The organism is Acidovorax sp. Root219 (assembly GCF_001428665.1).
Lineage (GTDB): Bacteria > Pseudomonadota > Gammaproteobacteria > Burkholderiales > Burkholderiaceae_C > Acidovorax.
Genome location: NZ_LMIJ01000011.1, coordinates 871,831 through 896,734, shown reverse-complemented (window position 1 = coordinate 896,734; position 24,904 = coordinate 871,831). Strand labels below are relative to the sequence as shown.

General features: G+C 67.6%; 24 protein-coding genes. 9 read left to right on the top strand and 15 right to left on the bottom strand.

Features of this window, described 5'->3' with window-relative positions; all coding sequences use genetic code 11:
• Window positions 1-12: 12 nt before the first annotated feature.
• A complete protein-coding gene (locus ASE28_RS14860) occupies window positions 13-1,029 on the top strand; it encodes an L-threonylcarbamoyladenylate synthase (RefSeq protein WP_057267244.1) in 1,017 nt (338 codons plus the stop codon).
• Window positions 1,030-1,114: 85 nt separating this feature from the next.
• Window positions 1,115-2,071 (top strand): SGNH/GDSL hydrolase family protein, encoded by a 957-nt coding sequence (locus ASE28_RS14855; protein WP_057267243.1) that lies wholly within the window; start codon window positions 1,115-1,117, stop codon window positions 2,069-2,071.
• 72 nt (window positions 2,072-2,143) lie between these two features.
• On the opposite strand, the gene ASE28_RS14850 is transcribed toward ASE28_RS14855, so the two are convergent.
• The 4 genes from ASE28_RS14850 to dacB form a co-directional block, all read right to left on the bottom strand.
• Window positions 2,144-2,815 carry an OmpW family protein gene (locus ASE28_RS14850; RefSeq protein WP_057200764.1) on the bottom strand — a complete coding sequence of 224 codons (672 nt, stop codon included), beginning with the start codon at window positions 2,813-2,815 and terminating at the stop codon, window positions 2,144-2,146.
• A gap of 35 nt (window positions 2,816-2,850) precedes the next feature.
• A complete protein-coding gene (locus tag ASE28_RS14845; protein WP_057267242.1) occupies window positions 2,851-3,996 on the bottom strand; it encodes an SGNH/GDSL hydrolase family protein in 1,146 nt (381 codons plus the stop codon).
• 166 nt (window positions 3,997-4,162) lie between these two features.
• Window positions 4,163-5,467, bottom strand: coding sequence for a lipase family protein (locus ASE28_RS14840; RefSeq protein ID WP_057200762.1), 1,305 nt, complete (start codon window positions 5,465-5,467; stop codon window positions 4,163-4,165).
• 142 nt (window positions 5,468-5,609) lie between these two features.
• Entirely contained in the window at window positions 5,610-7,088 is a 1,479-nt protein-coding gene (gene dacB, locus ASE28_RS14835; RefSeq protein ID WP_057267241.1) for a D-alanyl-D-alanine carboxypeptidase/D-alanyl-D-alanine-endopeptidase, read from the bottom strand.
• Window positions 7,089-7,148: 60 nt separating this feature from the next.
• On the opposite strand from dacB, the gene ASE28_RS14830 reads away from it, so the two are divergent.
• The 5 genes from ASE28_RS14830 (at window position 7,149) to corA (ending at window position 11,373) form a co-directional block, all read left to right on the top strand.
• Window positions 7,149-8,141 carry a DMT family transporter gene (locus ASE28_RS14830; protein ID WP_057267240.1) on the top strand — a complete coding sequence of 331 codons (993 nt, stop codon included), beginning with the start codon at window positions 7,149-7,151 and terminating at the stop codon, window positions 8,139-8,141.
• 20 nt (window positions 8,142-8,161) lie between these two features.
• The gene (gene tsaB, locus ASE28_RS14825; RefSeq protein ID WP_057267320.1) at window positions 8,162-8,881 is read left to right on the top strand and encodes a tRNA (adenosine(37)-N6)-threonylcarbamoyltransferase complex dimerization subunit type 1 TsaB; all 720 of its coding nucleotides are present in this window, start codon (window positions 8,162-8,164) and stop codon (window positions 8,879-8,881) included.
• A gap of 16 nt (window positions 8,882-8,897) precedes the next feature.
• Entirely contained in the window at window positions 8,898-9,377 is a 480-nt protein-coding gene (gene rimI, locus ASE28_RS14820) for a ribosomal protein S18-alanine N-acetyltransferase (RefSeq protein ID WP_057267239.1), read from the top strand.
• Window positions 9,378-9,387: 10 nt separating this feature from the next.
• Window positions 9,388-10,182 (top strand): uracil-DNA glycosylase family protein, encoded by a 795-nt coding sequence (locus ASE28_RS14815; RefSeq protein WP_057267238.1) that lies wholly within the window; start codon window positions 9,388-9,390, stop codon window positions 10,180-10,182.
• A gap of 204 nt (window positions 10,183-10,386) precedes the next feature.
• Complete coding sequence (gene corA, locus ASE28_RS14810; protein WP_057200757.1) at window positions 10,387-11,373, top strand: magnesium/cobalt transporter CorA; 987 nt, start codon at window positions 10,387-10,389, stop codon at window positions 11,371-11,373.
• A 164-nt stretch (window positions 11,374-11,537) separates the two neighbouring features.
• Here the strand turns inward: corA and ASE28_RS14805 are convergent, their stop codons facing one another.
• The 10 genes from ASE28_RS14805 to ASE28_RS14760 form a co-directional block, all read right to left on the bottom strand.
• The gene (locus ASE28_RS14805) at window positions 11,538-12,281 is read right to left on the bottom strand and encodes a 5'-methylthioadenosine/adenosylhomocysteine nucleosidase (RefSeq protein ID WP_057267237.1); all 744 of its coding nucleotides are present in this window, start codon (window positions 12,279-12,281) and stop codon (window positions 11,538-11,540) included.
• A gap of 116 nt (window positions 12,282-12,397) precedes the next feature.
• Complete coding sequence (locus tag ASE28_RS14800) at window positions 12,398-14,077, bottom strand: long-chain-fatty-acid--CoA ligase (protein WP_057200755.1); 1,680 nt, start codon at window positions 14,075-14,077, stop codon at window positions 12,398-12,400.
• Between the two features lie 153 nt (window positions 14,078-14,230).
• Window positions 14,231-15,655: an NAD(P)(+) transhydrogenase (Re/Si-specific) subunit beta gene (locus tag ASE28_RS14795; RefSeq protein WP_057200754.1), complete on the bottom strand. Its 1,425-nt coding sequence runs from the start codon at window positions 15,653-15,655 to the stop codon at window positions 14,231-14,233.
• Window positions 15,652-15,978 carry an NAD(P) transhydrogenase subunit alpha gene (locus ASE28_RS14790; protein ID WP_057200753.1) on the bottom strand — a complete coding sequence of 109 codons (327 nt, stop codon included), beginning with the start codon at window positions 15,976-15,978 and terminating at the stop codon, window positions 15,652-15,654. The genes ASE28_RS14795 and ASE28_RS14790 overlap by 4 nt, the downstream gene beginning before the upstream one ends.
• Window positions 15,979-16,001: 23 nt before the next feature.
• Window positions 16,002-16,547, bottom strand: coding sequence for a hypothetical protein (locus tag ASE28_RS14785; protein ID WP_057200752.1), 546 nt, complete (start codon window positions 16,545-16,547; stop codon window positions 16,002-16,004).
• 23 nt (window positions 16,548-16,570) lie between these two features.
• Window positions 16,571-17,284 carry a hypothetical protein gene (locus ASE28_RS14780; RefSeq protein ID WP_057267236.1) on the bottom strand — a complete coding sequence of 238 codons (714 nt, stop codon included), beginning with the start codon at window positions 17,282-17,284 and terminating at the stop codon, window positions 16,571-16,573.
• Complete coding sequence (locus tag ASE28_RS14775; RefSeq protein WP_057267235.1) at window positions 17,281-18,396, bottom strand: Re/Si-specific NAD(P)(+) transhydrogenase subunit alpha; 1,116 nt, start codon at window positions 18,394-18,396, stop codon at window positions 17,281-17,283. Before ASE28_RS14775 ends, ASE28_RS14780 begins: the two co-directional genes overlap by 4 nt.
• A gap of 190 nt (window positions 18,397-18,586) precedes the next feature.
• Window positions 18,587-19,651 (bottom strand): class II fructose-bisphosphate aldolase, encoded by a 1,065-nt coding sequence (gene fba / locus ASE28_RS14770; RefSeq protein WP_057200749.1) that lies wholly within the window; start codon window positions 19,649-19,651, stop codon window positions 18,587-18,589.
• 80 nt (window positions 19,652-19,731) lie between these two features.
• Entirely contained in the window at window positions 19,732-21,093 is a 1,362-nt protein-coding gene (locus tag ASE28_RS14765; RefSeq protein WP_057200843.1) for a histidine kinase dimerization/phospho-acceptor domain-containing protein, read from the bottom strand.
• A 65-nt stretch (window positions 21,094-21,158) separates the two neighbouring features.
• Complete coding sequence (locus ASE28_RS14760; protein ID WP_057200842.1) at window positions 21,159-21,860, bottom strand: response regulator transcription factor; 702 nt, start codon at window positions 21,858-21,860, stop codon at window positions 21,159-21,161.
• Between the two features lie 139 nt (window positions 21,861-21,999).
• Between ASE28_RS14760 and ASE28_RS14755 the strand changes: the two genes are divergently transcribed.
• Complete coding sequence (locus ASE28_RS14755) at window positions 22,000-22,689, top strand: phosphatase PAP2 family protein (RefSeq protein ID WP_235516121.1); 690 nt, start codon at window positions 22,000-22,002, stop codon at window positions 22,687-22,689.
• Entirely contained in the window at window positions 22,676-23,287 is a 612-nt protein-coding gene (locus ASE28_RS14750) for a phosphatase PAP2 family protein (RefSeq protein WP_057267234.1), read from the top strand. The genes ASE28_RS14755 and ASE28_RS14750 overlap by 14 nt, the downstream gene beginning before the upstream one ends.
• A 40-nt stretch (window positions 23,288-23,327) precedes the next feature.
• On the opposite strand, the gene pyk is transcribed toward ASE28_RS14750, so the two are convergent.
• A complete protein-coding gene (gene pyk, locus ASE28_RS14745) occupies window positions 23,328-24,764 on the bottom strand; it encodes a pyruvate kinase (protein ID WP_057200747.1) in 1,437 nt (478 codons plus the stop codon).
• Between the last annotated feature and the right edge of the window lie 140 nt (window positions 24,765-24,904).

Here is a 24,904-nt window from a genome sequence, read left to right as displayed (position 1 = left end):
GGACCGCATTCCATGATCCTCGACGGCACTCAGCCCGAATCCATTGCCGCCGCCGCCCGTGCGGTGCGCAGCGGCGCCCTGCTGGGCCTGCCCACCGAGACGGTGTACGGCCTGGCGGCCGATGCCAGCAGCGATGCGGCCGTGGCGCAGATCTTCGCGGCCAAGGGCCGGCCCAGTGACCACCCGCTGATCGTGCATGTGGCCGACGCCTCGGGCATCGGCCATTTCGCAAGCGAAGTGCCGGCCTTTGCACAGGCCCTGGTCCAGGCATTCTGGCCCGGGCCCCTGACCCTGATCCTGCCGCGCCGCAACGGCGTGGCCACGGCCGCCACCGGCGGCCAGGACAGCGTGGGCCTGCGCTGCCCGGCCCACCCTGTCGCCCACGCACTGCTGGCCGCCTGCGCAGCCCCCGGGAATGGCAGCGAACTCGGTGGCCCGCCCGTGTGGGGGGTGGCCGCCCCCAGCGCCAACCGCTTTGGCCGCGTGAGTCCCACCACCGCCCAGCATGTCGCCGACGAGTTGGGCGAGGACCTGCTGGTGCTCGATGGCGGCCCTTGCCCCGTGGGCATCGAATCGACCATCGTCGACTGCACGCGCGGCACGCCGGTGCTGCTGCGCCCGGGGGCCATCACGCGCGCGCAGATCACCCGCGCCTGCGGCATCGCTCCGCTGTCCAAGGAAGACCTGCCCGAGCACACCCCGCGCGCCTCGGGCACGCTGGAGGCCCACTACGCTCCGAACGCCAAGGTGCGCCTGATGGACGCCAAGGCCCTGCAGACGGGCCTGGACCTGCTGGGTGCCGATGCGGCCAACATGGCCATCTATGCCCGCGCGGCACTGCGCACGCGCTCGTCCAAATTGGTCATACGCCGCATGCCCGATGATGCGACGGCCACGGCCCAACAGCTCTTTGCGGTCCTGCGCGGCTTCGACGACGAGGGTGTCAAACTGATCTGGATAGAGACCCCGCCCGCCACCCCGGAGTGGGAAGGCGTGCGGGACCGCTTGCAGCGTGCAGCAGCCGCCTGAATACCAATTTGCCCGCACTGTGACAATGCTTTACATGCCTTGACATGGCGTCGTTAAACTAACCCCCCATTTTCTGGAGAAATACATGGCAGCAAATTGGATGCGCCGCACCGTACTGGTGGCCGCATGCGCGTCGGCCGCATTGCTTGCGGCCTGCGGTTCGAGCACGACGGAGTCGGCTTTCAACCCCGAGCGCCTGGTGGCCTTTGGCGACGCCTACAGCGATGTGGGCCAAAAGGGCACGCGCTACACGGTCAACGATGGCAGCGTGAACAACTGGACGCTGCAGATCGCCTCGCGCTACGGCAAGACATTGACCGCATCGTCCACGGCTGGCGGCCGCAGCTATGCCGTGGGCAATGCGCGCGTGGCGATCAAGCCCGACGCCGCAGGCGTGGCGACCACCTCCACCGTGACCGAGCAGATCGACGCCTTTCTCGCCGCCGGCGGCGTTGCCGCGAACGACCTGATCGTCATCAACGGCGGCCCGAGCGATGTGATCGCCGGCATGGCCGCCGTGACGGCCGGCACCCAGAGCACCACCGACATGGTGGCCGCTGCGCGCAAGGCTGGCCAGGACTTGGCTACCCAGGTGCGCCGCCTGGTCGCTGCGGGCGCCAAGAACGTGGTCGTCACCGGTACCTATGACCTGGGCAAGACGCCCTGGGCCAAGGCCATCAACCGCGAAGCCCTGCTGAGCGATGCCAGCAGCCGTTTCAACGAAGGTCTGCTGGTGAGCATCGTCGATCTGGGCGCCAACGTGCTGTACGTGGACTCGGCCTACTACGTGAACCTGTACGTCGGCACCCCCGCCAACTACGGCTTCAACAACGCCACCACGCCGGTGTGCACCTCGCTGGACACCACCAACGGCATCGGCATCGGTGCCGGCCAGGTCAACTCGGCCCTGTGCACCACCTCGACGCTGGTGGCCAGTGCCAACCAGGACGCCTACGTGTTCGCCGACAGCGTCTACCTGACGCCCAACGCCCACCGCCAGTTCGGCAACTACGCCTACGACCGCCTGCGCGCTCGCTGGTAAGCAAGCCCTGCGGCCCCGGCCCATGAAAAAGCCGACCCTTTTGGGGTCGGCTTTTTTGTTGGCGGGCCCGGGTCAGAACCTGTACGCGACGCCGATGGCGATCACGTCGGGGTTCAACCGCTTGCTGATCGACTGGCCCGAAGACAGGTGCGTCGTGGTCTTGAGGAAGCTCTTGTAGTAGGCGGCATCCAGCGACCAGCGCTCATTGAAGTTCCACACAAAGCCGACCTGGGGAGTCAGCCCCCACTTGTTGTCCACCGACGCCGTCGTGGGGCGTGAAGGCGTGCCACCGGTCAGGCCGCTCAAGGTGGCCGTGGTGCGGGTCTTGAAGAAGCGGCTGTAGGTCAGGCCCAGGCCCACATAGGGGCGAAAGCGCGCCTCGGGCTCGGCAAAACGGTACTGGGCGAACACGGTGACCGGCAGGACCTTGGTCTCGCCGAGCTTGCCCACGCCCGCGATGGCGCCATCGCCCTCGATCTCGTGCTTGAACGGAAGCGCCAGGGGGACATCCACGGCCCAGTGGTCGGTCAGCATGTAGTTCACGCCGCCGGACAGCGAGGTGGCATTGCCCACGTCGACCTTGGTGCCCGGAAAGCTCGGAGCGCTCAGGTCGCCGCTCCTGACCTGCGGGGCAATGTGCGTGAATCCGGCGCGCACGCTGAACGTGCCCGCCACCTGGGCCGAGGCGCTGGCACCCAGCAAGAGTGCCGCGACAGCCAGACCGGCCTTGGAAAATTGGTGCATGAAAGACTCCTTCGAAGGGATGGAGCAAAGCCGGCTCACAGCCAGCCCGCCCGGGACAGCGAACGCGACACCAACTGCCCGACCAGTTGGTGGCCATAGGGCGTGGGGTGGAAGCTGTCGGAGAAGCCATAGCTCTTCCACCAGTCCGCACCGCCGGGGGCACCCGCAGGTGGCGCCATGGCCGAGAGGGCTGCGGCCGTGCAGGTGGGGAAGCTGTAGGTCGGCAGGCCATCGCTGCCCACGCCCGTGGCCGGGCAGGCTGGCGTGGTGGCGTTGGTGAGCTGGTACTGGGCCGGGTTGGTCGACTGGTCCTTGAAAGATGTGTAGAAGTCCACCACCACGATGCGCTCGTCACCGGCCAGGCTGGTGGCCAGTTGCGCGTTGAAGGCCTGGACCCAGCCGTCGAACAGGGCCTCGGCCTGCTTGGCGGCCTCGGCACCGCGCTGGGCGGAGATCGAGGCCAGCACCATCAGGAAGCGGGGAGTGCGGGTGATGCCGGGGGCATTCAGCACGGCCACGCGGGGAGCGCCCTTGGCGACCGTGTTGGCCTTGATGGTGGCCGCGAACTGCTGTGCCAGCGCCTGCATGTAGGCGCCACCCACCTGGGCCTGGCCTGCGGCACCACCCGCCAGGGCGGCGTTGACCGTGGCCGCAGGCAGCACAGAGCCCAGCACGGCTGCATAGGCCTGGCCATTGTCGGTAGCCGCCCGGAGGTAGGCGCCTACCAGGTCCGCCGCATCGTTGCCGCCACCGTCGACCAGCACCAGGTCCGAGGCGGTGTAGCCGCCATTGCCCAGGTCCTTGAGCTGCTGGGTGATGGACACGGGCGAGGTGGGCGCCGTGAAGTTGTTGATCCGCCCGCCGCCCACGGCATAGTTCGAGCAGGCGGCATTGGCGGAAAACGCCGTGCCGTTGAAGACGTAGTGTGCGCACAGCGACTGGCCATAGCTGGTGGCCACGCGCTCGGGCCAGATCGGCGTTGATCCGGCGCCGGTGGCGGCCGTGCCCTGCACGGTGAATTTATAGCCGAAGGTGCCGCTGTCGGCCAGGCTGTCGCCAGCCACTTTCACCAAGGTCACGGGCGCCGCAGGGGCGGTGTCCGAGCCGCCACCACCGCATGCTGCGAGCAGGCAGGCCGTTGCCAGCACCGAAAGGGCGGCCTTGCATTGTCTTGTGTTCAAGGGAGTTCTCCAGGAAAGAAGATTACAAAAAGCACGACCGTGCTTTTTTGCAACAACCATCCTAACTCCGCATGCGCTTCTTGCCCGCCCGGGAAACTACTAAGCCATGCACCATGAAAAAAGCCGACCCGGAGGTCGGCTTTGGCCCTTGGCGAGACTGCGTCGCTTACTTCACGATGATGTCGAAGGCGGCGCGTGCCTGGGCATGGCAGAACGGTGGCTCATAGGTGCCATGGTAGGCGCCGTAGTAGGTGGCAAAGGCTGCAGAAGTCGGGTCGGTAGGCGCTGCGCCGCCGGGGCCGAAGGTGGCCTGGATGGGCCCGTCCACATCCACCGAGATCACGTTGGTCACGCCGCGGGCCGCGAAATCGGCGGCCATCACGCGCTGGTGCACGGCAGGCGGCACCGTGGGGTCGCCCGAGCCACCGCACAGCAGCACGCGCGACTTGGGCGTCCAGCCCAGGAGGTCGTTCTTCTGGGCGGCCAGGTAGAGCGGGTCGTTCACGTTCGTCTGGCTGCTGGCGAGGAAGGCCGGCTGGAACAGCGCATCGCGTGCCTGGTTGGGCGTGCCGCCCGGCAGCGTGCCCGAGGTCACCAGCGTGGTGTAGTTCATCGTCGGGTTGGGCAGCAGCGTCTCGATATAGTTGGAGTACGGTGCCTTGAAGGCCTGCTTCACATCGGAATAGATGTTGCCGTAGACCTTCTGCCAGGCCGTCACAAGGTAGGGCACGAAGAACTGCACGCCCGCGATCGCGTCTGGAATGCGCAGCGAGCCCGACAGGTTGTAGGGCCCTGCCAAGTGGGCGCCGGCCGCCACATCGAATTCGTTGCCGTAGTCGCGCTCGGCGGCACGGTGCGCGGCCATCGAGGCATGTCCGCCCTGCGAATAGCCGGTGAACAGAATGCGGCCCGACAGGTTGGCCCCCACCGAGCCGGCGACCTTGCGTGCGGCACGCACCGAATCGATCACCGAGGTGGCTTCCGAATCGGCGTGCAGGTAGGGGTGGTAGCTGTAGCCCGACTTGGCAAACCCGAGGTAGTCGGTGGCGACCACGGCATAGCCCTGCGAGGCGTACATGGCGGCCAGCAGGAAGGTCTCGCTGTCCTGCGGGTTGGCCAGGGTGCGGGGCTTCTGCACATCGGTACCCTTGGCATAGGCCAGCAGGGCAGCCTTCTCGCCGTTGCAGCTGCCTGCGGGCACCAGCATCACGCCCGAGGCATTGGTGAGTTCGCCGGCCTTGGCGCCTGCCGTGTAGTAGTTGAGCGCCACGACCTTCACGTCGCACCGTGCCTTGCCGGCAAGGGCCCTGAGGCCGCTGGACGTGGTGCCCGCATCGATCTGGTCGGCCGTCAACGTGGTCAGGGTGACGGGGAGCTCCACCAGGTCGCCGCGTCCGGCGTCGTCGGAGCCTCCGCAAGCGGCGAGCAGTGCCGCTACGGCGGCGATACAGGTCAGGCGAAAGTACTTCATGGTCGCAATCCTCTCTCTATGTGGGCTATGTCGGCGGATGGTAACGCAGCATCGTGCGCGCACCTGCGCCCTAGCGACCATTAGGGAATACGAGTGCCCCAGGACGCCTGGGCGACAGCTGCCTGCCGCGCGCGCCTGCGCCCTACTGGTCGCGCGCGGCCCAGTCGGTCAGCGCATCGAGCACCGGGCGGGCGGCCGCGGCGTTGGCGTGGTTGACCATGGCCACCAGCACGTAGCGCCGGCCACTGGCGCCATCCACGTAGCCGGCAATGGCCATCACGTCGCGCAGGCTGCCGGTCTTGAGATGGGCCGCGCCCCGGGCCTGGCTGCGGCGCAGGGTGCCATCCACCCCGGCGATGGGCAGGGAGGACACCAGCTCGGGCATCACCGGCGAGGCCCAGGCCGATTGCAGCATGCGCGCCAGGCCCTGGGCGGTGATGCGCGCATCGCGCGAGAGGCCGGCGCCGTTGTCGGCCACGGGCTGGTCGGTATCGCCAAAGCGCAATTGCCACCAGCGGCGCAAGGCCTCGCGTGCACCATCGAACGTGGCAGGCGCGCCCTTGTTCCCCAGCGCCAGCGTGAGGAACACCTGCTGCGCCATGACGTTGTTGCTGTACTTGTTCACGTCGCGCACCACCTCGGCCAGCGCGGGCGAGGTGGCCACGAAGGCGGGCTTCAGGCCGGCCGGCACCTTGCCGTCGCGCACGCTGCCCGTGAGCTTGCCGCCCAGCTCGCGCCACATGCCCTCCACCGCGCGCGCAGCAAAGCCGCGCGGATCGGCCGGGGCGATGGGCCACACGCGCTCGCCGCAGCTGGCCGGGAACACGCCCTGGAAGGCAATGCGCGCCGGGTCGGAAAGCTCCGCGCGCAGGGCGCCGCGCCAGTCGCCGCAGTCCGCCCCTGGGGCGGCCAGCGCCACGGAGGCCTGGCGCTGCACGCCGGCCATCGGGGGGTCGTACTGGATGCGCGCCAGGCCTGCGGCCATGTCCGGCACGAAGGTCATTACCTGCGACTTGTAGTTCACCAGCAGCGCATCGGGCGAGGCGTTGTAGGGCCGCAGGGGCTCGTTGTCGAAGCTGCCGGGGTCCTGCTCGGGCACGTCGAAGGCGGTGCGGTCGAGCACGATGTCGCCCACGATGACTTGGATGCCCTGGCCCTGCAGTCGGCGCAGCAGCAGCCACAGGCGCTCCATCACCAGCTTGGGATCGCCCTGGCCCTGGATGTAGACGTTGCCGCGCAGGCTGCCGTCCTGCACCGTGCCCTGCACGTAGACGGGGGTGTTCCAGGCATAGGCCGGGCCCAGCTGGTCGAGCGCTGCGTAGGTGGTGACCAACTTCATCACCGAGGCCGGGTTCATGGGCACCTGGGCGCGGTGCGCCAGCCGAGGCGCCTGCCGCGCACCGCCCTGGGCGTCGACCACCAGCACCGAGAGCGCTTCGCGCGGCAGGCGGGCACGGGAGAGTGCGGCCTCCACCTCGGGCGGCAGGGGCGTGGGGGTGGGTGCCTGGGCATGGGCGCCGGGAAGCGCCAGGCACCACAGCACGGCCAGCAGGGCGGCAAGGCGCCGCGAAGGCGCGAAGGATGGCTGGGGCAGACAGGTCAACAGGCGTACGGACAACATGGACGGGGAGTCTATCGCCCACCACCGGCACGGCCTGCCCGGCCCGCCGATAATCCCCCGATGCGCTTTTCTCCCCGGGCCAAGGGCCTGCTGGCGGCCCTGGTGACCGTCACCCTCTGGACCAGCTTCATCGTGATCGCACGCGCCTCGGCGCAGCGCACCCTCACCCCCCTGGACATCACGCTGCTGCGCATCGTGGGCGCCAGCCTGGTGCTGGTGCCCTGGGGCTGGTGGCTGGTGCGCCGGCGCGGTGCGCTACTGGGCGCCAGCGCCCCGGCCTCCAGCCTGGCCGGCATCTCGCCCCTGCCGCTATCGACCACGGCCCTGCTGGGCATCTTCGGCGGGGTGCTGTACGCCGTGCTGGCCTACGCCGGCTTCTTCCACGCCCCGGCCACCCATGCCGCCGTGCTCATGCCTGGCAGCCTGCCGCTGTGGACCGCCTTGCTGGCGGTGGTCGTGCTGCACGACCGCATCACGCCCCTGCGCGCGGCGGGCCTGGCGCTCATCGTGGCCGGCGACCTGCTGGTGGGCGGGCGCAGCCTGCTGGCGGGCTTTGCCGGGGGTGATGTGTGGAAGGGGGACGTGCTCTTCATGCTGGCCGCCGCCAGCTGGGCCGCCTACAGCGTGCAGGCCCGGCGCCTCGCCGTGGATGCGGTGCAGGCCACCATCGCCATCACGGCCTTTGCGCTGCTGGTCTACGCCCCGGTCTATGGAGTGCTGGTGGCGCTGGGCACGGTCTCCAGCCACCTGGGCCAGGCACCGTGGCGCGAGATCCTGTTCCAGCTGGTGTTCCAGGGCGGCGGCTCCGTGGTCATCTCGGGCATTGCCTTCACGCGCATGATCCAGCACTACGGCCCCGTGCGCAGCACCATGATCACGGCGCTGGTGCCCGGGCTGTCGGCCATCGGCGCGGTGCTGCTGCTGGGCGAACCCCTGCACTGGAACCTGGGCGCGGGCCTGGCGCTGGTGACCACGGGTATCCTGCTGGGTGTGCTGCGCAAGAGCCCCACGCCCGCCGCCCTGCCGCCCGCTTCGCCAAAATCCGCAGCCTGATGTCCCCGCCCGCCACCGCCATGAACCTGCTTGCCTTCGATACCAGCACCGATACCCTGTCCATCGCCGTGCAGCACGGGGACATGGTGCACCAGCACACGGGCCCGGGGGGCGCATTGGCATCGGCCACGCTGATCCCGGCCATCAACCGCCTGCTGGCAGAGGCCGGCCTGTCGTTCGCCACGCTGGACACCATCGTGTTCGGTCGCGGCCCTGGTTCGTTCACAGGGTTGCGCACGGCTTGCGCCGTGGCCCAGGGGCTGGCCTTCGGGGCCCGCGGCGGTGCGGGCGTGCCCGTGCTGCCGGTGGACACTTTGCTAGCGGTGGCCGAAGAGGCGCGCCACCAGCATGGCAGCACCCAGGTGGTGGCCGTGCTCGATGCGCGCATGGACGAGGTCTACAGTGCCCGCTGCGCATGGCTGCCCGCCGAGAACCGCTGGCTGGCCGATGCCGACTTCGGCCTCGGAGCCCCCGAGACCGTGCAAGTGCCGGCCGGATGGAGCGTGGCCGGCAATGCGCACACCCCCTATGGCGAGCGCCTGGCCCCCCTGGCCGCGCATGTGCAGGCCCTGCCCACGGCGACTGCACTGCTGCGCCTGGCGCCAGGCCTGCTGGCCGCCGGGGGTGCCGTGCCCGCCAGCGATGCCCTGCCGCGCTATATCCGCGATAAAGTGGCGAAAACCACGGCCGAGCGGGACGCCTTGCGCGCTGCCCAGGCGGCGGCTCCGACCAAACCCTGAATCAACGACTTCTGCCATGAGCGCCGTACCCACCCCGTCTGCGGATGCACCCGAGGCGCGCCTGCAAGCCCTCACGCTGTCACAGCTCGATGCCGTGCTGGATGTGGAGCAGCGCGCCTACACCCACCCCTGGACGCGGGGCAACTTCATCGATGCCATGGCCTCGCGCTACGAGTGCCAGTTGCTGATGGGCGGCGACCAGTTGTTGGGCTACTTCGTGGCCATGATGGGGGTGGACGAGGTGCACCTGCTGAACCTCACCGTCGCCCCTGAATTCCAGCGCCAGGGCTGGGCCCGTGTGCTGCTGGACGCACTGGCACTGTGGTCGCGCGGCAAGGGCGCCCAGTGGCTGTGGCTGGAGGTGCGCGTGAGCAACCTGCGCGCCCAGCAGATCTATGAAACCCATGGCTTTCGCCGCGTGGGCGAGCGCAAGCGCTACTACCCGGCCCACCATGGCCAGCGCGAGGACGCGTTGGTCATGAGCCTGCCATTGTGAGAACCACCCCATGAGCCTTTCCCTCGATGCGCGCCAGCGCGCCATGCTGCAGGAGATGGGGGTGACCGTGTGGGCCCCCGGCGAGGCCACTGCGGCCCCGCCCGCAACTGCCTCCGTGGCTGCGCCGGCCGCCCGTGGCGTGCACGATGGCGCAGTGGCTACGGCGGTACGCCCCGCCCCGCAGGCACCTGCCGCACCCCAGCCAGCGCAGGCGAACATCTCCGCACCGGCAGCGCCACGCACACCCGCAGCCAGCACACCAGTGCCCTCGGCCGCTGCGGCAGCGGCCACCGGCCTCTCGCTCCACGCGCCCCAGGCGCTGTACCCCACGGCAGACCCAGCACGCACGCCAGCAGGCCTGGGCAGCGGCTGGCTCATCGTGGCCGAAATCCCCCACCCCGCAGAGCCGCTGTCGGGTGATGCCGGCAAGCTGCTGGACAACATGCTGAGTGCCATGCAACTGCACCGCCACCCCCGGGTGTTCCTCGCGGCACTGCAGCGCGCGGCACCCGGTGGCCAGGATGGCAGTGGCAGCGATGCCGACGTGGCGGGGCAACTGGCCGAGGCCGTCGCCACGCTGCGCCCGGCCATGGTGCTGGTGCTCGGCCATGTGGCCGCCCGGGCCGCGCTGGCCAGCACCGAGCCCCTGGGCCGCATGCGCGCAGGGCCGCACACCCTGGCGGGCTGCCCGGCCGTGGTCACCTACGACCCGGCTTTCCTGCTGCGCTCGCAGGACAACAAGGCCGCCGCCTGGGCCGACCTCTGCCGGGCACTGGCCACCGTGCGGGCGGCTGCCACCCCCTGAAGCCGAGGTGGCGGGCCCACCCGCAGGCCCTGTCACAGACACACCGGTTGCCCGGTGCGATAATCCGGCGCTTGCATTTTTTAACGGAGAAAGCTCCTTGGAAACCTACCCGAGTTGGTAGCTTTCAGCTCCCCGGCCTGCCGTGGGGTTGAAAGCAACCCCTGAACCCCCACCGCAGACGCCAATTACCAAGGGAGTGAGCCCATGCTCAACATCTTTACGCTTGCCAATGGCCGGCTGTTCCAGGAAGAGATCGAATCTCTGGAAGAGCTCGCCAGGTTCCAGCCGATCTGGGTGGACCTGGAAGCCCCCACGCTCGAAGAGAAGCGCTGGATCAAGCAGCACTATGGCCTGTCCATCCCCGAGGATGCGATGGACGAGGACATCGAGGAGTCCGCCCGCTTCTACGAGGAAGACAACGGCGAGCTGCACATCCGCAGCGACTTTTTGATCGACGACGACGAGAACCCGCGCTCGGTGCGCGTGGCCTTCATCCTGAACCAGCACAACGCCAACCTCAAGAGCCGGGGCGTGCTGTTCTCCATCCACGACGAGGACGTGCCCGTCTTTCGCCTGCTGCGCATGCGTGCGCGCCGCGCGCCGGGCCTCATCGAGGACGCCAAGGAGGTGCTGCTCAAGCTGTTCGACGCGGATGCCGAATACTCGGCCGACACGCTGGAGAACATCTACGACGAGCTCGAAGCGGTGAGCAAGCAGGTGCTGGCCGGCGATGTGACCGATACCCGTGCCGGCGAGGTGCTGGCCGCCATCGCACGCCAGGAAGACTTGAACGGCCGCATCCGCCGCAACGTGATGGACACCCGCCGGGCGGTGAGCTTCATGATGCGCAGCAAGATGCTCAACTCCGAGCAGTTCGAGGAGGCGCGCCAGATCCTGCGCGACATCGAGTCGCTGGACAACCACACGGCTTTCCTGTTCGACAAGATCAACTTCTTGATGGACGCCACGGTCGGTTTCATCAATATCAACCAGAACAAGATCATCAAGATCTTCTCGGTGGCCAGCGTGGCACTGCTGCCACCTACGCTGATCGCCAGCGTCTACGGCATGAACTTCCAATTCATGCCCGAGCTTACGTGGACCTACGGCTATGCCTATGGCATTGCACTGATGGTGGCGAGCGCGGTGGTGCCCATGTGGTATTTCCGCAGGCGGGGCTGGTTGAAGTAGCCCCCCTGTGGCGCTGCGCGCCTCCCCCCCCGAGGGGGGACGCCTCCGGTGGCCCGGCAAAGCCGGATCCACGGTGGCGCTGGTGTGGGGTGTGCCAGTATCGGCGGCTTGCGGTTCGCACCTCAGGCGCTACGCGCCTTCGTGCCAGTTAAGCCGAAATCCTCTCACAACGTTTGCATGAGCCCCCGCACCATGTGCTCCGCGTAGCGGCTGGCGACGGTCTGGACGAAGTGGGCGAAGTCGACGTGGGCGGTGTCGTCGGCGCGGTCGGAGATGGTGCGGATGGCGGCGAAGGGGATAGCGTAGTCCAGGCAGACCTGGGCCACGGCGGCGCCTTCCATTTCGACGGCGAGTGCGTTGTGGCCAGCCAGGCCCAGGCCTTCGCGCAATTGCCGGGCTTCCTGGGCGCTGGAGACGAAGCGGTCGCCGCTGGCGACCAGGCCGTGGTGCACGCGGTGCGCCCCATCGTCCAGACCCGGCAGGCGGCCGGCGCCGGACAGGCAGTTGCGGGCCGCGTCCCGCAGCAGGGTGGACAGGTGCGCATCGCAGTCCAGCCGCGTGCGCGCATAGCCAGGCAGCTCCCAACGCGGGAACAGCGGCGAGGCGTCCATGTCGTGCTGCAGGAAAGCCTGGGCCACCACCACGTCGCCCACGTTCACACCATCCCCCAGGCCGCCGGCCACGCCGGTGAAGACGATGCGCGCCACGCCGAAATGCTCGATGAGGGCAGTGGCCGTGGTCGCAGCGGCCACCTTGCCGATGCCCGAGAGCGCCAGCACCACGGGCCGGTCGCACATCTCGCCCCGCCAGAAGGAGCGGCCGGCATGGGTAAGCCGCTGCGCGCGCTCGAGCCGGGCGACGAGGCTGGCCTGCTCTTCGGGCAGGGCACTGAGGATGGCTGTGGTCATGGAACTTCGGGCAAAAAGAAAAAAGGCCGGCGGCTGGTGCGATTATTCCAGCCGCGGGCCCTTTTGGAACCACTCGCTCCAGGTACCGGATCGCGGCACCCGAACGTGGTTGCCTGCTACTTCTTGTCGCGCAGCTCGCGGCGCAGGATCTTGCCCACGGGGGTCTTGGGCAGCTCGGTGCGGAACTCGATCACGCGCGGCTGCTTGTAGCCCGTGAGGTTGGCCTTGCAGTACTCCTTGACCTGGGCCTCGGTGAGCCCCGGGTCCTTCTTCACGATGACCAGCTTGACGGCCTCGCCGGTCTTCTCGTCGGGCACGCCGACGACGGCGCATTCGAGCACGCCGGGGCAGTTGGCGACCACTTCCTCGACCTCGTTGGGGTAGACGTTGAAGCCGCTGACCAGCACCATGTCCTTCTTGCGGTCCACGATCTTGAAGTAGCCGCGCTCATCCATGATGCCGATGTCGCCGGACTTGAAGTAGCCGTCGTCCGTCATGACCTTGGCGGTCTCGTCAGGGCGCTGCCAGTAACCGGCCATCACCTGTGGGCCCTTGATGGCGATCTCGCCGGGCTGGCCCAGCGTGGTGACCTCGTTGCCTTCGTCGTCCAGCAGCTTCATCGACGTGCCGGGAATCGGCACGCCAATGGTGCCGGTGTATTCCTTGGCCGTCACGGGGTTGCAGCTGGCCGAGGGGCTGGTTTCCGACAGGCCGTAGCCCTCGCAGATGGGGCAGCCGGTCTTTTCAAGCCACAGCTTGGCCACGGCGCCCTGTACCGCCATGCCACCGCCCACCGAGACCTTGAGGTTCTTCCAGTTGACGGTATTGAAGTCGGGGTGGTTGGCCAGGCCATTGAACAGCGTGTTCACGGCCGGGAAGCTGTGGAAGGTGTGCTTGGACAGTTCCTTGAGCACGGCGGGCAGGTCGCGCGGATTGGGGATCAGGATGGTCTTGCCGCCCGTGCGCATGGACAGCATCATGTTCACGGTGAACGCGAAGATGTGGTACAGCGGCAGCGCGCAGACGCTGGTGGGCTGCTCGCCCGAGGGCACCTTGGCCATCACGGGTGCGTTCCAGGCCTCGGACTGCAGCACGTTGGCGAGCACGTTGCGGTGCAGCAGCACGGCGCCCTTGCTCACGCCGGTGGTGCCGCCGGTGTACTGCAAGAGGGCGATGTCGTCGGGGCGGATGTCGGGCTTCTTGAAGCTGCCGCGCGTACCGCGGGCCACCGCGTCGTTGAAGCGCACGGCGCCGGGCAGGTCATAGGTGGGCACCATCTTCTTGACGTTGCGCACCACGTAGTTCACCAGCGTGCCCTTGAGCAGGCCCAGCTGGTCGCCCATGGCCGCCAGCACCACGTGCTTGACGGGGGTGTTGGCGATGCACTGCTGCAGCGTGCTGGCAAAGTTCTCGATGATGACGATGGCCTTGGCGCCCGAGTCCTTGAGCTGGTGTTCCAGTTCGCGCGGGGTGTACAGCGGGTTCACGTTGACCACCACGAAGCCGGCACGCAGGATAGCCGCTACCGTCACGGGATACTGCGGCACATTGGGCATCATGATGGCGACGCGGTCGCCCTTGACCAGGCCCAGGCCCTGCAGGTAGGCCGCAAAGGCCGCGCTCAGCGAGTCGGTCTGGGCGTAGCTCACATCCTTGCCCATGAAGCTGTAGGCCACACGGCTGGCGTACTTGCTGAACGCCTCGTCCATCAGCGCGACGAGCGAGGGGTACTGCGTGGTATCGATATCGGCGGGAACGCCTTGCGGATAGGCGGCCAGCCAGGGGCGGTCGGTCATGGTGCGTGTCTCTCCAAACTTCTCATTGCAATGGAACCCCGGCATTGTCTCTGCCGGTGCGGGTTCCGTGGGTGGTTAGTTTCCCCTAGGCAGCAGAGCTTTTGCCGTAGCACCCGAAGGGTCTTTCGCCGCGGGGAGGACTGCTCGATGGGCTTACTCGATGGCCTTGCCGATGTCCTCGACGACCTTCTTGGCATCGCCGAAGACCATCATGGTCTTGTCCATGTAGAACAGCTCGTTGTCCAGGCCGGCATAGCCTGCGGCCATGGAGCGCTTGTTCACGATCACGGTCTTGGCCTTGTAGGCCTCCAGGATGGGCATGCCGTAGATCGGGCTGCCCTTGGTGTGGGCGGCGGGGTTCACCACGTCGTTGGCACCGAGGATGATGGCCACGTCGGCCTGGCCGAACTCGCCATTGATGTCCTCCATCTCGAACACCTGGTCGTAGGGCACCTCGGCCTCGGCCAGCAGCACGTTCATGTGGCCGGGCATGCGTCCGGCCACGGGGTGGATGGCGTACTTCACCGTCACGCCCCTCTCGGTGAGCTTGGCGGCCAGTTCCTTGACCGCATGCTGGGCACGCGCCACGGCCAGGCCATAGCCGGGCACGATGACCACGGTCTCGGCATTGCCCAGTACGAAAGCCGCGTCGTCGGCGCTGCCGCTCTTGACCGGGCGCTGCTCCTTGGCTCCGCCCGCTGCAGTGGCGGTGTCGCCGCCAAAGCCGCCCAGTATCACGTTGAAGAACGAGCGGTTCATGGCCTTGCACATGATGTAGCTCAAGATCGCGCCTGAGCTGCCCACCAGCGAGCCGGCAATGATCAGCATCGAGTTGTTGAGCGAAAAGCCAATGCCCGCTGCCGCCCAGCCCGAGTAGCTGTTGAGCATGGAGACCACCACCGGCATGTCGGCACCGCCAATGGGGATGATGATCAGCACGCCCAGAATGAAGCCGAGCGCGATCACCAGCACGATGTCGATCCAGCTTTGCGAGTGCCAGAAGCCGAAGCAGAAGAACAGCACGGCCAGGCCCAGCACCAGATTGAGCTTGTGCTGCCCAGGGAACTGCACCGGCGCGCCCTGGAACAGGCGGAACTTGTACTTGCCCGAGAGCTTGCCGAAGGCGATCACCGAACCGCTGAAGGTGACGGCGCCGATGAAGGCCCCGAGCGCCAGCTCTATGCGGTTGCCGCCGGGGATGGGCGCATCCTTGGGCACGATGGCAAAGGCCCAGGGCTCGGCCACCACGGCCACCGCGATGCACACCGCTGCCAGGCCGATCATGCTGTGCATGAAGGCCACGAGCTCGGGCATCTTGGTCATCTCGACCCGGTTGGCCATCATGGCGCCGGCCGCGCCGCCGACCACCAGGGCGCCGAGCACATAGACCATGCCTTGCGCCTTGCCGCCCGACAGCTCCACGATGAGCGCGGCGGTGGTGAGCACGGCGATCGCCATGCCCGTCATGCCGAAGACATTGCCGCGGATCGAGGTCGTCGGGTGCGAGAGTCCCTTGAGCGCCTGGATGAAGCAGACGCTGGCCACCAGGTACAGCAGCGTGACGAGGTTCATGCTCATGCCTGGCCTCCTTCAGCCTTGGGGGCGGCTTTCTTTTCCTTCTTCTTGAACATCTCGAGCATGCGGCGCGTCACGAGGAAGCCGCCGAACACGTTGACCGCGGCCAGCGCCACGGCCAGCACGCCCATGCTCTTGCCCAACGTGGTCTCGGTGAGTGCAGCGGCCAGCATGGCGCCCACGATGACGATGGCGGAGATGGCGTTGGTCACCGCCATCAGGGGCGTGTGCAGCGCGGGCGTCACCGTCCAGACCACGTGGTAGCCCACGTAGATGGCCAGCACGAAGATGATGAGGTTGATGAGTGTGGGAGAGACGGCATCCATGGAAATGTGTCCTTCAATTGGCGTTAGGTTCCGGCAGACCAGGGGCCTTTGGCGGCATTCTTCTTGGCGAAATAGGCATCCACAGCGTCGATCAGCTGCTGCTGGGCCGCGTTGATGGGCGGCTCGATCAGAGCTGCCGATCGCATCACGGTCTTGAGCGTTTGCACGTGGTAATCGGTGAACTTGTCGGCGCTGCGCGCCAGCACCTCGGGCAGCTCGGAGAGCGCCAGGGCGCGGTTGCGCAGCAGGTGCGCGCTGGCCACCCAGAGGTTGCCGGCATCGCCATCGGTCAGCGCCAGGTGGTCGCGCAGCAGCGCCTGCACACCGGTCTTTTGCTGCACGGTGATGGCGCCGGTGGTCTGCACGGTGGCCAGGGCCAGCACGGCGACCACGTCGACCGGGTGGTCGAGCGCGTAGAGCGGTGGTGTCATCACCTTCTTGCGCCAGGCGCGCCGGTGGAAGAAGGTCAGCGGGTTGAGCCAGCCCACGTCGATGCCGAAGCGCCGCAGGGCCTCCATGGCCATCGTGAAGGTGATGACCAGGCCCAGGATTTGCAGAATGATCCCCATGTTCCGTGCCTCCCTTGGCTTTTTTATTGGGGCAGTGCAGCGGGGAAAGGCGGCACTGCCAGGAATCCATCCATCATGCCGACGCTCACGCGTGCGGCGCGGGCCATCTGCTGGCTCCATGCCTCGGCCGGCATGCCAGCGCGCAGGTAATCGGGCGTGTTGCCTGCCGGCAGCTTCAGCAGGCGCAAGTCCACCAGGGCATTCACCTCGATGTAGGCGCCGCCCTCGGTGGCATAGCGGTAGTTCAGGTGCGAGTAGGGCTGCGCCAGCGCGGCGCCCCGCTCATTCACCCAGCGGACCAGGCCAGGGTGGGCCTTTTCCATGAAGCGGTCACTGGTGTGGGCCCAGCGCTTGAAGCGCAGGCAGTCCACGCGCACTGGGCTGCCCGCAGCAGCGTCCTGCACCCACAGGCCCTGCTCCTGGCTGCAGGAAGCCGTCCACAGGGTGCGGTCGCGCGGGTCGCTGCGCTGGTGGGATTGCACCAGCATCACCGCCAGCACTTCGTTGCGGGCACCGCGCAGTGCCACGGCACGGGTCTGCAAGGGCACTTGGGCGGGCGGCGGCAGTGCCAGGAGGGTCTCGTCGAAGCTGCCCAGGTCTTCCCAGGCCGAGGAGGGCAGCACCACGCGCGTACGCCCGGCGCTGAACTCGGCCGGGCCGGCGGGCATGGGGGCACAGGCGGAAAGAACTGCCAGCGCCAGCGCGGCAGCCAGCAGGCGGGACAACGGGTGCCTCATGCGCGCTTCACCGTGCCTTCGTGGGCCATCAGGCAGGCGGCCACGATGTCGTCCTGCAGGTCCATGTGCAGGGCGCCTTCCTTGTTGATGATGAGCTTGAGGAAGTCGAGCACATTGCGTGCGTACAGCGACGAGGCATCGGCCGCCACCAGGGCCGGCAGATTGGTCTCGCCCACCAGCGTCACGCCGTGCTTGACCACTGTCTTGCCAGGCTCGGTGAGCGGGCAATTGCCACCCTGGGGTGCGGCGATGTCGACGATCACCGAGCCGGCCTTCATGGATTGGACCATCTCCTCGGTCACCAGCACGGGGGCTGCGCGCCCGGGGATCAGGGCGGTGGTGATGACCACGTCGGCCTGGGCCACGCGCTTGGCCACCTCGGCCTTCTGGCGGTCGAGCCAGCTTTGCGGCATGGGGCGGGCATAGCCGCCCACGCCTTCGGCGGCGTCCTTTTCTTCCTGGGTCTCGTAGGGCACGTCGATGAACTTGCCACCCAGCGATTCGACCTGCTCCTTGACGCTGGGGCGCACGTCCGACGCCTCGATCACGGCGCCCAGGCGCTTGGCCGTGGCAATGGCCTGCAGGCCCGCCACGCCCACGCCCAGGATCACCACGCGCGCGGCCTTCACGGTGCCGGCGGCGGTCATGAGCATGGGGAAGAAGCGCTGGTAGCGGTCGGCGGCGATCATCACGGCCTTGTAGCCGGCGATGTTGGCCTGCGAGGACAGCACGTCCATGCTCTGGGCACGCGTGGTGCGCGGTGCGGCTTCGAGCGCATAGGCCGTCACGCCGGCCGTGGCCAGCCGCTGCAGGCCGGCGGCATCGAAGGGGTTGAGCATGCCTACCACGGTGGTGCCAGCACGCAGGCGCGGTGCTTCGGCCTCGGAGGGGCAGCGCACCTTGAGCAGCAGGTCGGCGCCCCAGGCGCCAGCGGCATCGGTGATCTCGGCACCGGCGGCCTCGTAGGCTGCGTCGGTGACGCTGGCGGCAATGCCGGCACCGGCCTCGATGCGCAGGGTATGGCCCTGGGCCTTGAGTTTCTTGACCGTCTCGGGCGTCACCGCGACCCGGGTCTCTCCGGCCATGGACTCTGCAGGCACACCAATCAGCATGTCGTCTCCTTGCTCAGGGGTAAGGTCAGTGGAATTACTTACTTGCTGACCATGAGCTTACATGAAGAAACTTTGATGCCCGCCGCTTTCGCCTGATGTAGAGAGAACTCCCCATCGCAAAGGAGACACTTCGGGCAAGAAAAAAGCCCGCGAGCGCATGGCTGGCGGGCTTTGCGGGGGCGGAACCGGGTCAGTGCACGACCTGGGCCAGTGTGCCGGCGGCGTACTGCCGGGCCACCTGCTGCAGGCTCAGGCCCTTGATCTTGGAACCCTGGCCTTCGCAGCCGAATTCGAGGTAGCGGGCCTTGCAGACCTGCTTGGCGGCTTCGCGTGCGGGCTTGAGCCATTCGCGCGCGTCGAACTTGTCGGGGTTCTCGGCCAGGAACTTGCGCACCGCACCGGTCATGGCCAGGCGGATGTCGGTGTCGATGTTGATCTTGCGCACGCCGTACTTGATGGCCTCCTGGATCTCCTCGACCGGCACGCCGTAGGTCTCCTTCATCTTGCCGCCGTACTGGTTGATGATGGCCAGCAGCTCGGCAGGCACCGAGGAGGAGCCGTGCATCACCAGGTGGGTATTGGGAATGCGCTTGTGGATTTCCTTGACGCGGCTGATGGCCAGGATGTCGCCCGTGGGCTTGCGGCTGAATTTGTAGGCGCCATGGCTGGTGCCGATGGCAATGGCCAGGGCGTCAAGCTGCGTGGCCTTCACGAACACGGCGGCTTCCTCGGGGTCGGTCAGCATCTGGCTGTGGTCGAGCTTGCCTTCGGCGCCGATGCCGTCTTCCTCTCCGGCTTCACCGGTTTCCAGGTTGCCCAGGCAGCCCAGTTCGCCTTCCACGGTGACGCCGACCTTGTGCGCCATGTCGACCACCTTGCGGGTCACTTCCATGTTGTATTCAAAGGACGAGGGGGTCTTGCCGTCTTCCATCAGCGAGCCGTCCATCATCACCGAGCCGAATCCCAGGTCGATGGCGCCCGCGCAGATCTTGGGCGAGGTGCCGTGGTCCTGGTGCATCACCAGGGGAATGTGCGGGAAGGCTTCGACGGCGGCCTGGATCAGGTGCTTGATGAAGGGCTCGCCGGCGTACTTGCGTGCGCCTGCGCTGGCCTGCAGGATCACTGGTGCACCCACCTCGTCGGCGGCCGCCATCACGGCCTGGACCTGTTCCAGGTTGTTGACGTTGAAGGCGGGGATGCCGTAGCTGTTGGCAGCGGCGTGGTCGAGCAGTTCGCGCATCGAGACGAGGGGCATGGTCGTGAGGTCCGTTCAGGGTTGATGGGGCGCCATGGATACAGGCAGTTGGCGGTGGTAACCGCTTGGTAACCCTGATTTTACCCGGCCGTCGCCACCGGCGTTGCGGCGAATTCCAGCCGGTAGCAGGTGGTAAAGGGCGCAGGAGCCGGTGCAGGCCCGAAATGCGCGCCGTGTGCTTCAGCCACCCGGCGTACGATCTCGTGCCCCAGGTGCAGGCTGTCCGCCGGTCGCACAGCACGCTGAGACCCTGGGCCGCTGGCACCGTCGTCACAGACCTGGAACCATGCGGCGCCGGAATCGGTAAACCCCATCTGCACAGCGATGCGTGTGCCCTCGGGGGTGTGCTTGAGGGCGTTCTCCAGCAGGTTGCGCAGCGCCAGGTCGAGCAGCACGGAATGGCCCAGCACGGCCACCTGCTCCGGCCCGGCCAGTGCGATCTCGTCGCCCCGCTGCCAGGCGGCCTGGGCGTAGTCGGCGCACACCGCCCGGCCAATGGCGGCCAGGTCCAGCGGCGCCTTGGCGTCGTGCAGTTCGGCCCGGCTGGCACGTGCCAGTGCCAGCAACTGATTGAGCACGTGGCCGGCGCGCAGGGCGTCCTGCCCGATGCGCGCCACGGCCTGCGCCTGTCCGTCCGCGTCGAGTCCCTTGCCGAGGGCGCCGGCCTGCAGCGCAATCGACGACAGGGGCGTGCGCAGCTCATGCGCCACCTCGTTGGCCAAGCGGCGCTCGCGCGCCAGCATGGCCTGCTGGCGTTCCAGCAAGGTGTTGATGGAGGCCACCACCGACTCGAACTCGCTCCATGCATGGCGCGTGGTCAGGCGCCCGGCACTCGCGGGGTCGAGCACCGCGACATCCCGCGAGAGGTCGTACAACGGCCGCAGGCCCCTGCGGATCGCCAGCCCCAGCGCAATGGCCACGACCGGCAACAACCACAGCCCTGGCTCGACCATTTGCTCGGCAATGTCCTGCGCCAGTTCGTCCCGCTCGCGCAATTCCAGCAGCACCATGATCTTCCGATCCTTGGCCGCATCCCACTGTGAAAAACTGCGCCACATGGACCCCTTGGCTCCCAGGGTGAGATTGGCAAAACCCTCGCTGGCGCTGAAGGGGGGCTCGGGCGCGCTACCGCTCAAGGCCAGCAGCCGCCCCTGCGCGTCCCACTGCACGACGCTGATCGACTGCTGGTAGTCATGGGCCTTGAGCCACGGCGTGGCCGTCCGCTCGGTCATCTGAGGCCCGGCCACGGCCTCGGTGGCGCGCAGGTTGAGCAACAGCGCCGCCACGCTGGCCAGGTGGCCGTCGGTCAGCTCATCGGCTTCGTGGACACCGGTCTGGTAGCCCAGATACACGAAGCTGCCCCACACCAGCGCCAGAGCGCCCAGCGACCACAGCAACAACTGCCGTGTCAACGAGGACCGCCTGGACCTTGGCCCCTGGATCAGGGCAGGGGTCACTGCACCGCGCAACGCGGTACCTGCTGGCTCTGCGCGGCCCGGCGCGCCGCTCATGGCTCCTCCTGGGGCATGAAGTAACCGACCCCCCGCATGGTCTGGATGCAATCACTGCCCAGCTTGCGGCGCAGGTGGTGGATATGGACCTCCACCGCATTGCTCTCGATCGCCGCATCCCAGCCATACAGCCGCTCTTCGATTTGCTGGCGCGACAGGACGCGCCCCTTGGCGTCCAGCAGCACCTGCAGCACCGAAAACGCCCTGGGCGATACGTCCACCGGCTTGCCCGACTGGCGGATCGTGCGGGCAGCCGGATCGAGCTCGATGTCACCATACCGGACGGTCGGCGATGCCCTGCCCGCTGCACGGCGCAACAAGGCGCGCAGGCGCGCATCCAGCTCATCCACGTCGAAGGGCTTGACCAGGTAGTCGTCCGCACCCTGGTCCAGCCCTGCGATGCGCTGGTAGATCTGGTCGCGTGCGGTGACGATGAGCACCGGCGTGGCCGGGTCCGGAAGTACAGGGGTAGAGGACGCACCAGGCGCCGGACTCAGGCGCAGGCGGCGCAGCAGATCGCTGCCATCGCCATCGGCAAGCCCCAGGTCCAGGAGCACCGCATCAAAACGCTCCGCACGCAGCGCCGCCCAGGCTCCGGCCACACCATCGCACACGTCCACTGCATAGCCGCGCTGCAGCAGGTTGGTGCGCAGGCCACTGGCAATGCCGGCATCGTCTTCGACCACGAGTATTCGCATGGGCCCATTGTCGCCGGGCCAGGCGGCCACCGCCAGGGCATTAAGACGGGGTTAAGTGCCGGCTTTTATGTTCCACGCCATGCAAGCCGCCCCCACCCCATCCCATCGCACCGCCTCCTCGCTTCAGCGCAACGCATTCATGTGGACTCTTGCCCTGCTGGTTGGCGTGGCCGCATGGGATGTGCTGGGGCAGGATCTCACGCTGGCGCATGCCTTTGGCGACTCCACAGGTTTCCCCTGGCGCGACCAGTGGTTCTTCGTGCACGTGCTCCATGAAGGCGCACGCCGCCTGGGCTGGGTGCTGGTGCTGCTGCTGGCGTTGAGTGTGTGGTGGCCCAGGGGCGTACTGCGGCGCATCGACGCAAGTGAGCGGCTGCAGATGGCCCTCAGTGCACTGCTGGCACTGGCAGTGGTCAGCATCGCCAAGAACCTCAGCGCCACGAGCTGCCCCTGGGATCTGTCCGAGTTCGGCGGTGTCGCGCGCTATGCATCGCACTGGGCCTGGGGCGTACTCGACGGGGGCGGTGGCCGTTGCTTTCCCGCCGGCCACGCTTCCGCCGGGTTTGCATTCGTCGGCGGCTACTTTGCGCTGCGCCGCAAGCAACCCACCGCCGCACGCTGGTGGCTGTCCGGTTCACTGCTGGCGGGCCTGATTCTGGGTTTGGCCCAGCAGGTCAGAGGCGCTCATTTCATGAGCCACACCCTTTGGACGGGCTGGCTGTGCTGGACCACCGGTTGGCTGTGCGACCTGGCAATGTCCAGCTTGCGCCCTCGCCTGCAGTTCTCTCACTCATTGCCCGCAGAGGAGTCCTCCCATGCTGCCTCTTGAGCTCGACTTGTTCCAGTCGCTGAATGCCAGCGTGGATACCCCTGCGGGCGTGGTGGCGGCTGCCCGCTGGATATCCCAATCACTGCCACTGGCCATGGCTGCGTGGCTTGCGGCCATCGTGGCCCTGGGGACAGGCCGGCAGCGGCGCGCCGTATTGAGTGCATTTGCAGGCATGGCGCTGGCGTGGGTGGGCGCACAAGCGCTGCGCCATGGCGTTCAGGCCCCGCGACCAGCCCAGTTGGGACTGGGCATGCAATGGATCGATCACGCCGCCCGGGCGGGTTTTCCGAGCCTGCATGCAGCAGGCGCTTTTGCACTGGCTGCGGCCCTGTCACTGGGCCGGATGCCATGGGCGGCTGGCGTGGCATGGACCGCCGCGCTGGCCATCGCCTGGAGCCGCGTCTGCCTGGGCGTGCATTTCCCGTCCGACGTGCTGGCGGGTGCACTCACCGGAATGCTGGGCGCCTGGGCCGCCCATCGCGCAGGGCTGGCACTGGACGGCTTTCGGACAGAGGCCATCGGCAGCGCAGCCCTGCTGCAGCAAGGGCCGCTCTTGCCGCGAATGCCGGCCGCGGAACGCCACGAGAGCGAACGGTGAAGCGCAGCGGCAGGCCTGGAGGCCTGCCGCCAGGACCTGCTCAGCTCGCGCGGCAGATCTTCAGCATGTTGGTGCCACCCGGCGCCCCCATGGGCTCGCCGCAGGTAATGGCGTAGACGTCGCCCTTCTGCACGATGTTGCGCGTCTTGAGGTGGCCTTCGGCCTGCTCCAGCGCGGTGTCGCGGTCAGCGCTGGTATCCATCAGCAGCGGGCGCACATTGCGGTACATGGCCATCTTGCGCTGCGTGGCCACCTTGGGCGTGAGGGCGTAGATGGGGATGTGGATGCGGTGGCGGCTCATCCACAGCGCCGTGGCGCCGCTGTCGGTCATGGCCACGATGGCCTTGGCGCCCAGGTGATGGGCCGTGAACAGCGCGCCCATGGCAATGGACTGGTCGATGCGGCCAAAGGTCTGGCCGGTGAAGTCGGCGTCCAGCGGGTGGTCTTCGGCGGCTTCGGCGGCGGCGCAGATGGTAGCCATCTCCATCACCGTTTCCAGCGGGTACTTGCCGGCTGCGGTCTCGGCGCTGAGCATCACGGCATCGGTTCCATCGAGCACGGCGTTGGCCACGTCGCTGACCTCGGCGCGCGTGGGCACGGGGTTGGTGATCATGCTCTCCATCATCTGCGTGGCGGTGATCACGACCTTGTCCAGGTCGCGCGCCATGCGGATCATCTTCTTTTGCAGCGCTGGCACCGCCGCGTTGCCGACTTCCACGGCCAGGTCACCACGGGCCACCATGATGCCGTCGCTCACGCGCAGGATGGCTTCCAGGTGCGGGATGGCCTCGGCGCGTTCGATCTTGGCGATCAGGCCCGGCTTGTGGCGGTACTCGGAGGCCGCCACGTTGCACAGCTGGCGTGCCATCTCCATGTCGGTCGCGTTCTTGGGAAAGCTCACGGCCACGTAGTCGGCCTGGAAGCTCATCGCGGTGCGGATGTCCTCCATGTCCTTGGCCGTGAGGGCCGGCGCCGTGAGGCCGCCGCCCTGCTTGTTGATGCCCTTGTTGTTGGACAGTTCGCCGCCGATCTTCACGGTGGTGAGCACCTCTTCGCCGCGCACGGCATCGACGGTGAGCACGATCAGGCCGTCGTTGAGCAGCAGCACGTCACCGGCCTTCACGTCGCGCGGCAGCTCCTTGTAGTCGAGCCCCACGCCATCGTTGTCACCGGGCTCGGTGCGCGAGGCATCGAGCACGAACGGGGCGCCCGACACCAACTGCACCTTGCCCTCGGCAAACTTGCCGACGCGGATCTTGGGGCCCTGCAGGTCGGCCATGATGGCCACCTCGCGCCCCGCACGCTGGGCAGCGGCGCGCACGGTGGTGGCCCGGTCGATGTGGTCCTGCGCCTTGCCATGGCTGAAGTTCAGGCGCACCACATTGACGCCCGCACGGATCATCGCCTCCAGCAGTTGCGGATCGCTCGATGCGGGGCCCAGGGTGGCAACGATCTTGGTGGCGCGGCGGGTTTGCATGGGCTTGTCTCTTTCGTCGGTTATGTAATCGAATTTCAATTTTCACACGAAAGCGGTTACATGCCGATTACCAGCCGGCTGGCCGGGCCAATCGACTGGGCGCTGCGCAGGGATGCTGGGCTGCCGAACACGCCCGACTG